Raw genomic sequence first — 8,734 nt, forward strand, 5'->3', positions numbered from 1 at the left:
TCGAGCCCTCAGGAGAGATACACGCCACCCACGACGACCACGACCGCGGCCAGCACGAAGACCAGCGCCCACAGCAGCAGCCTGCCGGTACCGGGCGCTGGTTCGTAGCGCGGCGGCTCGCCCTCCGAAGGCGTGTGCCCCGTCACTGTGCCGCCGTCACCACGGCTGCCTGTGGCCTTATCGGCAGCCGGTTCACCGGGCGTCCCGTGGCCGCCCGTACCGCGGACGCGACCGCGGCGGGGGACGTGACCACCGGTACCGCGCTGACGGCCTTCGCGCCGAAGGGTGCGACCACGTCGCGCTCCTCGACGAGCTTGACGATGCGGATGTCGGGGGCGTCGAGGGCGGTCGGCAGCGCGTACCCGGTGAGGTCGGGGTGGCGCACCAGCCCGCGCGCGGTGCGCAGGTTCTCCGTGAGGGCGACGCCGATGCCCTGCGTGACGCCCGCCTCGATCCGGGCGGTGAGCTGTGCGGGGTTCAGAATGCGGCCCACGTCCTGGGCGAGCGCCAGTTCGACCACCCGTACCGAGCCGAGTTCGATGTCCACGTCCACGACCGCGCGGATCGCGCAGAAGGCGAGGCCCACGAAGGCGTCGCCCTGGCCCGTGCCGTCCAGCGGCTCGGTGGGGTGCGGGCGGCACTGCGCGGTGGCCCACAGCTCCTTGCCGTCCATCGCCTCCATGACGGTGGTCGACAGCACACCGTCGTACGAGGTGATCTTGCCGTCGGTGATCTGGAGGAGCTCGGTGGACATGCCGAACTTGTGCGCCAGGGGCTGCAGCAGCTGGGTGCGGACCATCTTGGCGGCCCGCTCGACGGCGCCGCCGGACACCCAGGTGTGGCGGCCGCGGCAGCTGGGGCCGGCCGGGGGCTGATCGGTGTCCACGGAGGCGACGTGCACCTCTTCGATGCCGAGCGTCTCCTGGACGATCTGGCGGGCCAGCGTGGTGAAGCCCTGCCCGGTCTCCACGGCCGCGCAGAGCACGGTGGCGATGCCGTCGTGGACCTTCACGGTGGCGGTCGAGACCTCGTCCGTGCCCTCGGCGCCGAGCATGTGGACCATGCCCAGCGCGTAGCCGACGCCCCGCCGTACGGCGCCGGGCTCACCGGCGCCCTCGGGGCCGCCCGGGAGCAGCCACTCCTCCTCGGGGGTGTCCTTGGGGAGGGCGGGCAGCGGGAAGTCCTGGACGGCCTGCAGCAGTTCGGCGACCGGGGCGGGGCACGTCACGGTCTGGCCGGTGGGCAGCACGTCCCCGGTGGCCAGTACGTTGCGCAGGCGCAGCTCGGCCGGGTCGGCGCCCAGCTTCTTCGCCAGCTTGTCCATCTGGGCCTCGTAGGCGGCGCACACCTGCATGGCGCCCTCGCCGCGCACGTGGCCGGAGGGCGGGTTGTTGGTGCGTACGGCCCAGCCCTCGATGAAGGCGTTCGGGACGACGTACGGGCCGCAGGCGAAGGAGACGGCGGCGGCGAGGGCCTCCGACGAGGTGTCCGCGTACGCGCCCGCGTCGAGGAGGATCTGCGCCTCGACCTTCACCAGCCTGCCCTCGGCGTCCGCGTGGTGGCGGTAGCGCAGGAGGGTGGGGTGCCGGTGGACGTGCCCGAGGAAGGATTCTTCGCGCGTTGCGGTGATCTTGACAGGACATCCTGTCTTCAGGGCAAGCAGTCCCAGGGGGAGCTGGAAACCCTGGTCCTCGCGGTCCGCGGTGGCGCCGGGCACGCCGGTGACGACGACCTTCACGCGCTCCGGCTCCAGCCCGTAGCAGGCGGCGGCCGTGTCCCGGTCGGTGTGCGGGTCGGTGGAGGCCACGTAGAGCTCGACCCCGCCGTCGGGGCGGGGCACGGCGAGGCCGGCCTCCGCGCCGATCGGGGCCGGGTCCTGGCGGCCGATGCGGTACAGGCCCTCCACGACGATGTCGCCCGCCGCGTCCGGGTCGCCGTGACGCAGCGGGATGTGGCGGATCAGGTTGCCGTCGGGGTGCAGGGGTTCGGCCTCGAAGGCCTGCTCCGGGTCGGTCACCGGGTCGAGGACCTCGTACTCGACGATGACGGCGGCGGCGGCCATGCGCGCGGTGTCGGGGTGGTCCGCGGCGACGGCGGCGATGGGCTCGCCGTGGTGGCGTACGACGTCGGAGGCGAACACCGGGCGGTCGGCCCTGCCGCGGCCGTGCAGCGCGGCTCCGGGCACGTCCTCGTGCGTGATGACGGCCCGTACGCCGGGCATCTCGCGCGCGTGGGTCGTGTCGACGGACAGGATGCGCGCGTGCGGGTGCGGCGATCTGAGGACGGCGGCCCACAGGAGGCCCTCGGCCCACAGGTCCGCCGCGTACGGGAAGGTGCCCTCCGTCTTGGCGCGGGCCTCCGCGGTCGGCAGGGACACGCCGAGGCCGTGCGGGGGCGGCTCGGGAGCGGTGCCGGGCTCCGCTGTGGTCGCGGTGGCGGTGTCGTTGCTCACGCCTGGCCTCCGTCCTGGCCGTAGGGCTGGTCATGGGGCTGGTGGGGCTCGAACGCGGACGGGTTGACGCCTCCGGCCCCCGGGCCCGCCTGGTGCGGGATACGGGCCTCGTCGGCGTCCGCGGCACTGTCCGCCGCCGCGTGGGCCTCGCGCTCGGACACGACGTCGCGGACGGCGTCCAGGACGCCCCGGTAGCCGGAGCACCGGCACAGGTTGCCACACAGCGCCTGGCGGGTCTCCAGCTCGGTCGGCGCCGGATTGCCCTCGAGGAGGTCGTGCACGGTCATCGCCATGCCGGGGATGCAGAAGCCGCACTGGACGGCGCCGCACTTCGCGAGGGCCCGCTGGACGTCCGAGGGCTGCCCGTCGGCGGCGAGTCCTTCGACGGTGCGCACCTCGCTCCCGGCGGCGGTCACGGCGGGCACGAGGCAGGACGCCACGAGCCGTCCGTCCACCTGCACGTTGCAGGCCCCGCACTCGCCCTGCGAGCAGCCGTCCTTGGCGCCCGCGAGGCCGAGCCGTTCGCGCAGGACGTAGAGCAGGGACTCGCCGATCCAGGCGTCGGTCACGGGCCGTTCGACACCGTTCACCCGCAGGACGTACGAGGCCAGGGGGTGGTCGTTGTGCTGGGGGATGCCCTGGGAGTCGTCGGCCGGGGGCGCCTCTGCGGCGGCGCCGGTCTCCGTGACGTTCGCGGGGTCCTCGCCGGGCTCCTCCGCAGAGGCCGTCTCCGGCTCGGGCGCCGGTTCGCCGGACTCCGGGAGGTCGTGACGGGCCGCGGGCGCCTCCCCGTGCTCCGGGTCGCGCTCCACGGAGACCGCGATCTCGTCGGCGTGCTCTCCGGAGACGTCGATGATCTCGGCGGCACCGTGCTCGGCGGGTGCGGGGCCGAGGGCGCCGTCCCCGGCGTGCGGCGCGGCCTCCTCGGCGGGCTGCTGCTGGGCCCACGGCTCGTCGGCCCAGGGCGCGGCGGCCCCTCCGGGCAGCGTGGCGGGCGGGGTCCCGCCCCACTGCTCGACCAGCGACGACGTGGTGAACTCGCCGGACTCGTCGGGCAGATCACCGTCGGCGACGGGAATGGACCACTGTCCGGTCACGTCGTGGCCGGGCGCGGCCGGGCCGTCCTGTGCGGGCTGGTCGAAGGTCCACTGGCCGGTGGACCCGGGGTTGTACGTGAACGAGTCCTGAGCGGGCTGCCGGTGCTCCTCGGGGAGGGCGTTCGGGTCGGGCCACTGCACGGGCTGCGGGTGCCCGGAGTCCGCCGCCTCGGGCGGTACGGCCCAGGAGCCGGTGGACGACGGGTCGCCGCCCGCGCCGGGCGCGACCGTTATCGGCGGCGGTACGTAGCCGTGGCCGGGCGCGGCGAGCGGCGAGTCCGCGAGCAGGGCGTCGATGCCGCCTTCGGGGAGCTTGACGAAGGCGGTGGCGCCGTCGTCGTAGTCGCCCTGTGGCAGCGGATCCCAGCGGCTGCCCCCCTGGGGCGTGCTCTCCCCGTGCTGGTCGTCGGTCACGAAAGTGCCCTCCCCAGTGCTCGTCGGGCCAGCGCGGCGACGGTGCGCCGCAGGTGCAGTACGGCGGGCGGCAGCTGCGGCACGGAACCGTCCTCGGCGGGTACCGGATCGGGGATGCAGGCCGCGGCGACGTACTCCCCGAAGGCGTTCAGCGCCTCGGGGACGATCGCGCGGTTGTTGTCCCAGTCGATCAGCGACGCGACCCACTGCTCGGCGTCCAGGGGCCGCAGCGGCATCGGCGCTATGGCGCCCACGGCACACCGCACTCCGCGCCGGGCGGGGTCGAGGACGAGCGACACGGACGCGATGGCCCGCCCGGGGCCGGTGCGTCCGGTCGCCTTCAGGAAGACCTGCGGCGCGTGCAGCAGCGGCACGCGCACGTACCCGATGAGTTCGCCGCCGCGGAGCATCTCCATGCCCGCGAGCAGGTGCGAGACGGGGATCTCACGGCGGGCGCCGCCCGGGCCCGCGATGATGAGGGTCGCCTCCAGGGCGGCCAGCACGGGCAGCGCGTCCCCGGTGGGGGACGCGGAGGCGATGTTGCCGCCGAGGGTGCCCGCGTTGCGGATCTGCGGCGGTCCTGCGGCCCTCGCGGCGGCCGCGAGGGCGGGGATGAGGGCGGCGAAGTCGGGGCGTCCCATACGGGCGTGGGTGAGGCCCGCGCCGAGGAGCGCGTGGCCGTCCTGGTACTGCCAGCCGCGGATCTCGCTGATCCGGCCGAGGCCGACGAGCGCGGCGGGCCTGAGCTGCCCGGAGTTGACGGAGGCCATGAGATCGGTGCCGCCGGCCACGGGAACGGCTGCGGGCATGGCGGCGAGCGCCGCCACGGCCTCGTCCAGCGAGGCGGGCAGCGTCACGGCCTGCGCCGCCTGCGGTGCGTGCGTGGTCAAACCGGCTGCCCCTTCCCGCTGCCCCACCTGGTCCCACCTGTGTTGCCGTACGGTACGTGCTGACAGGGCGGACGTGGCAACTCTGGCACATCTTCCCCGCCCCTCGACGCGGGGGTCCGCTAGGAGGCATTCCTGCCCACCCTCGGCGGATGGTCCGTTTTCGCACCACATCGCCCGTCAGCGCACATTGACAGTTTTCGGTGCCCCTTGGGCACCTTTCTCCTTGAGGGCCACCGTCCCAGGGCAACCGCATCGGACGACACCCCCTGGAAGCCGCCTCACACGTTCGGGGGCGCTCCCTCGATCGGGCGTCCGAGCACTCCGGGACGCCGTTGCCACGGCAACGGCCCGGTGGGCGGCCGGTAGTCGACCCCCAGGGCGTCAAGTCGCGGGTAGTGGCCGGTCATCCGCCGCTCGAAGTCCGCGAAGTCGCGTTCCGCGGGCGCGGGCAGGGCGCTCCAGGCGACCTCGGCGAAGGCCGCGAGCCGCGGGAAGGCCTGGTAGTCCACGCGTGACCGGTCCTCCATCACCTCGGTCCACAGGTTGGCCTGGGTGCCCAGGACGTGCCGGGCCTGCCCGGGGGTCAACTCCGGTGGTACGGGCTCGAAGCGGTAGACGTCCTCCAGGGTGCGGACGTAGCCGATGGGCACCGGCTCGTCCGGCCCGTCGGCCTGGCGGTGGTCCAGGTACACCTGCTGCTCGGGGCACATGACGACGTCGTGGCCTGCCCGGGCGGCCGTGATGCCGCCCTGGTAGCCGCGCCAGGAGGAGACGGCGGCGCCCGGGGCCAGTCCGCCCTCCAGGATCTCGTCCCAGCCGATGAGCCGGCGCCCTCGCGCGCTCAGCCAGGCGTCGAAGTGGCGGATGAACCAGGACTGCAGCGCGTCCTCGTCGGCGAGGCCCAGTTCGCTGATCCGTGCCTGCGCGGCGGGGGACGCCTTCCACTGGTCCTTGGCGCACTCGTCGCCGCCGACGTGGACGAACTCCGAGGGGAACAGGCCGAGGAGTTCCTCGAAGACGCCCTCGTAGAAGCGAAGGACGTTGTCAGTGGGGGCGAGTACGTTTTTGGAGACGCCCCAGGTGTCCCAGACGGAGAGGGAGAGCGTGTCGACGACATCGGTGTTGCCGAGTTCCGGATATGCGGCGATGGCGGCCTGCGAGTGCCCCGGGATGTCGATTTCGGGGACGACGGCGATATGCCGCTCGGCGGCGTACGCGACGATCTCGCGGATGTCGTCCTGGGTGTAGAAGCCCCCGTGCGGCTTCGCCTCCCAGTGCGGCGAGGCGCGATGGCCGAATTTGGTGCGCGCCCGCCATGATCCGGTCTCCGTGAGCTTCGGATACCGCTGGATCTCGATTCGCCAGCCCTGGTCGTCCGTGAGGTGGAAGTGGAAGACGTTCAGCTTGTGCGCGGCCATCAGGTCGAGACAGCGCAGTACGCCGTCCTTCGGCATGAAGTGCCGCGAGACGTCGAGCATGAGCCCGCGCCAGCCGAATCGCGGCGCGTCCTCGACGGTTTGCCGTGGGACGACATGGGTGACACCGGGCCGTACGGGAGCTCGCCGGAAAGCGTCCGGGCCGATGAGCTGACGCAGTGTCTGGGCACCCCAGAACACCCCGGCGGGACCACCGCCCCGGATCTCGATTCCGTGTCCGCCGTCGCCGTCGACGTCGAGTACGTACGCCTCCGTCCCCAGCGACTCGTCGATGCGCAACCGCACGGTGCTCACGCCGTTTTCGCCGCGCTCCGCGCCCTCTGTGTTCGCTGCGTTCTCCGTGTGCTCTGCGTGCTTCGGTTTCTCGTCGCCCGGCGGCAGCGAGAGGCCCAGGGCGGCGCCGAGGGTGTGGCGCAGCCAGCGCTCGGTGGAGCCCGTGCCGGGTCCGGCCCACAGAGTGGTGCCCGCGTCGAGCAGGACGCCGCCGCGCGCGGACTCCCGCACCGAGCGGGGCGCCGGAATCACACCGGGCGAGGTCGGGCCGTTGGGCATCGCGTCGCTCACGTCAGTCCTTCACCGCGCCGCCCAGTCCGGAGACCAGGCGCCGCTGTACGAGTACGAAGAAGATCAGCACCGGAATGGTCATCACCGTGGACGCGGCCATCACGCCGCCCCAGTCCGGGTCGTCGGGCTTGTAGAAGACGAGGAGGGCCATCGGCAGCGTGGACTGGGAGGTGTCGCTGATGATGAAGGACTTGGCGAACAGGAAGTCGTTCCAGGCGGAGATGAAGGAGAAGACGCTGGTGGCGACGAGCCCCGGAAAGACCAGCGGGAAAAGGATCTGCCACAGGAACCGCGTCCGGCTCGCCCCGTCGATGTAGGCGGCCTCCTCCAGCGCCTCGGGGACGGCTTTCACGAAACCCCGCAGCATCCAGATCGCGAAGGGCAGCGAGAAGGCGATGTGCGGCAGGATCAGCGAGCCCAGCGTGTTGAGCTGTCCGAAGTCCCGCATCTGGAAGAAGAGAGGGATCGTCAGGGCTTCGACGGGCACCATCTGCGCGACCAGGAACATGATCAGCAGGGTGGTCCGGAAGCGGAAGCGGAAGCGGGTCACGGCGGTCGCCGCGAGAAACGCGATGAGCGCCGACACGGCGACCACGGTGACCGCCACGACGACACTGTTGAGGAAGTAACGGCCGAATTCCTGCTGCCCGAAGACACGCCGGAAGGAATCCAGGGTCGGGGACAGCGTCCAGGGCCGCGGCTCGGTCGACTCGATCTCCCCGGCGGGCTTGAAGGCGCTGAGCGCCATCCAGTAGAGGGGGAATGCGACGACCGCCGCGATCAACAGCGCCGAGACCTCCGCGGCCAGCCGCCACGGCCGCCGTACGGAACGGCGTACGAATCCTCGGACAACTCCCGTTCGTCGTACGGGACTCGGGGATCCCGGCGAACTCGCGGATGTCACGGAATGCCTGGACGTCACGGAACTCACAGCTCTTCCCCCTGCCTTCGCAGCAGCCTCAGATATACGAGCGTGACCGCCAGCAGAATCAGCAGCATGACCACTCCGATCGCCGACCCGAGGCTGTACTGGGAGGACGCGAAGGCCTTCTGGTAGGCGTACACGTTCAGCACGAGGTTCTGGCCGGCGATGCCGCCGCCGTTCGTCATGACGTAGATCTGCGTGAATACCTTGAAGTCCCAGATGACCGACTGGATGGTGACGACCACGAGGATCGGGCGGAGCATCGGCGCCAGCACCGAGCGCCAGATCCGCCAGTGGGAGGCGCCGTCGAGGGACGCGGCCTCCAGGACCTCGGAGGGCACGGCACGGATACCGGCGTACACCGTGACCATCACGAACGGGAAGGAACACCACACCACTTCGAGCAGGACGAGGGCGAAGGCGCTGTACCGGCCGTACGTCCACGAATGGTCGCCGAGTCCCAGGATCCGGTTGACCGGCCCGAAGTCGGGGTCGAACAGGAGCAGCCACACCGTCGATCCGGTGACCGCGGGTGTCGCCCAGGCGCCGAGCGCGGCGAGCATCAGGGCGAGCCGCGGCACGGCACGGACACGTGTCAGGAGGACGGCGAGCGCGCAGCCGACCGCCAGCGTCGACATGACACACGCCGCCGCGAACACCACGGTCGCCAGCAGAACCTGCCAGAACTGCTCGTCCCCGAAGAGCGTCGCGTAGTTGCCGAAACCCTCGAAGGTCGTCGGCTCCCCACCGCTGACCTGGGCCTGTGTGTACTCGAGGAACGAGATCAGGCCGAGCTGGTAGACGGGGTAGACGAGCAGTCCGCCGATGACCACGAGGGCTGGGGCGAGATAGAGCCAGGGCGTCCAGCCGCCGCGGGCGAGCGGCGACCTGCGTCCCGGCCGGCCGGCCCCGCGGGCGCCCCTGGACGGGGCGCCCTTCGCCGGGGTGCGCCGGCC

At 72.2% G+C, this 8,734-nt stretch carries 7 protein-coding genes; all 7 read right to left on the reverse strand.

Features of this window, described 5'->3' with window-relative positions:
- Positions 1-8: 8 nt before the first annotated feature.
- Positions 9-146, reverse strand: coding sequence for a hypothetical protein (locus KUF83_RS17470; protein WP_217455623.1), 138 nt, complete (start codon positions 144-146; stop codon positions 9-11).
- Entirely contained in the window at positions 143-2,452 is a 2,310-nt protein-coding gene (locus KUF83_RS17475) for a molybdopterin cofactor-binding domain-containing protein (protein WP_217455624.1), read from the reverse strand. Before KUF83_RS17475 ends, KUF83_RS17470 begins: the two co-directional genes overlap by 4 nt.
- Entirely contained in the window at positions 2,449-3,963 is a 1,515-nt protein-coding gene (locus tag KUF83_RS17480) for a 2Fe-2S iron-sulfur cluster-binding protein (RefSeq protein WP_217455625.1), read from the reverse strand. The genes KUF83_RS17475 and KUF83_RS17480 overlap by 4 nt, the downstream gene beginning before the upstream one ends.
- Complete coding sequence (locus KUF83_RS17485) at positions 3,960-4,853, reverse strand: xanthine dehydrogenase family protein subunit M (protein WP_217455626.1); 894 nt, start codon at positions 4,851-4,853, stop codon at positions 3,960-3,962. Before KUF83_RS17485 ends, KUF83_RS17480 begins: the two co-directional genes overlap by 4 nt.
- 278 nt (positions 4,854-5,131) lie before the next feature.
- Positions 5,132-6,841 carry a beta-N-acetylhexosaminidase gene (locus KUF83_RS17490; protein ID WP_217455637.1) on the reverse strand — a complete coding sequence of 570 codons (1,710 nt, stop codon included), beginning with the start codon at positions 6,839-6,841 and terminating at the stop codon, positions 5,132-5,134.
- 13 nt (positions 6,842-6,854) lie between these two features.
- Positions 6,855-7,661 (reverse strand): carbohydrate ABC transporter permease, encoded by an 807-nt coding sequence (locus KUF83_RS17495; RefSeq protein WP_217455638.1) that lies wholly within the window; start codon positions 7,659-7,661, stop codon positions 6,855-6,857.
- Positions 7,662-7,780: 119 nt separating this feature from the next.
- On the reverse strand, positions 7,781-8,734 hold a 954-nt coding region (locus KUF83_RS17500), incomplete at its 5' end, for a carbohydrate ABC transporter permease (RefSeq protein WP_254643980.1).

The organism is Streptomyces sp. BV286 (assembly GCF_019090165.1).
Lineage (GTDB): Bacteria > Actinomycetota > Actinomycetes > Streptomycetales > Streptomycetaceae > Streptomyces.

Excerpts from the sequence above, each read along its gene's own strand:
- KUF83_RS17490 (WP_217455637.1), bottom strand. The coding sequence starts at position 6,841 with ATGCCCAACGGCCCGACCTCGCCCGGTGTGATTCCGGCGCCCCGCTCG.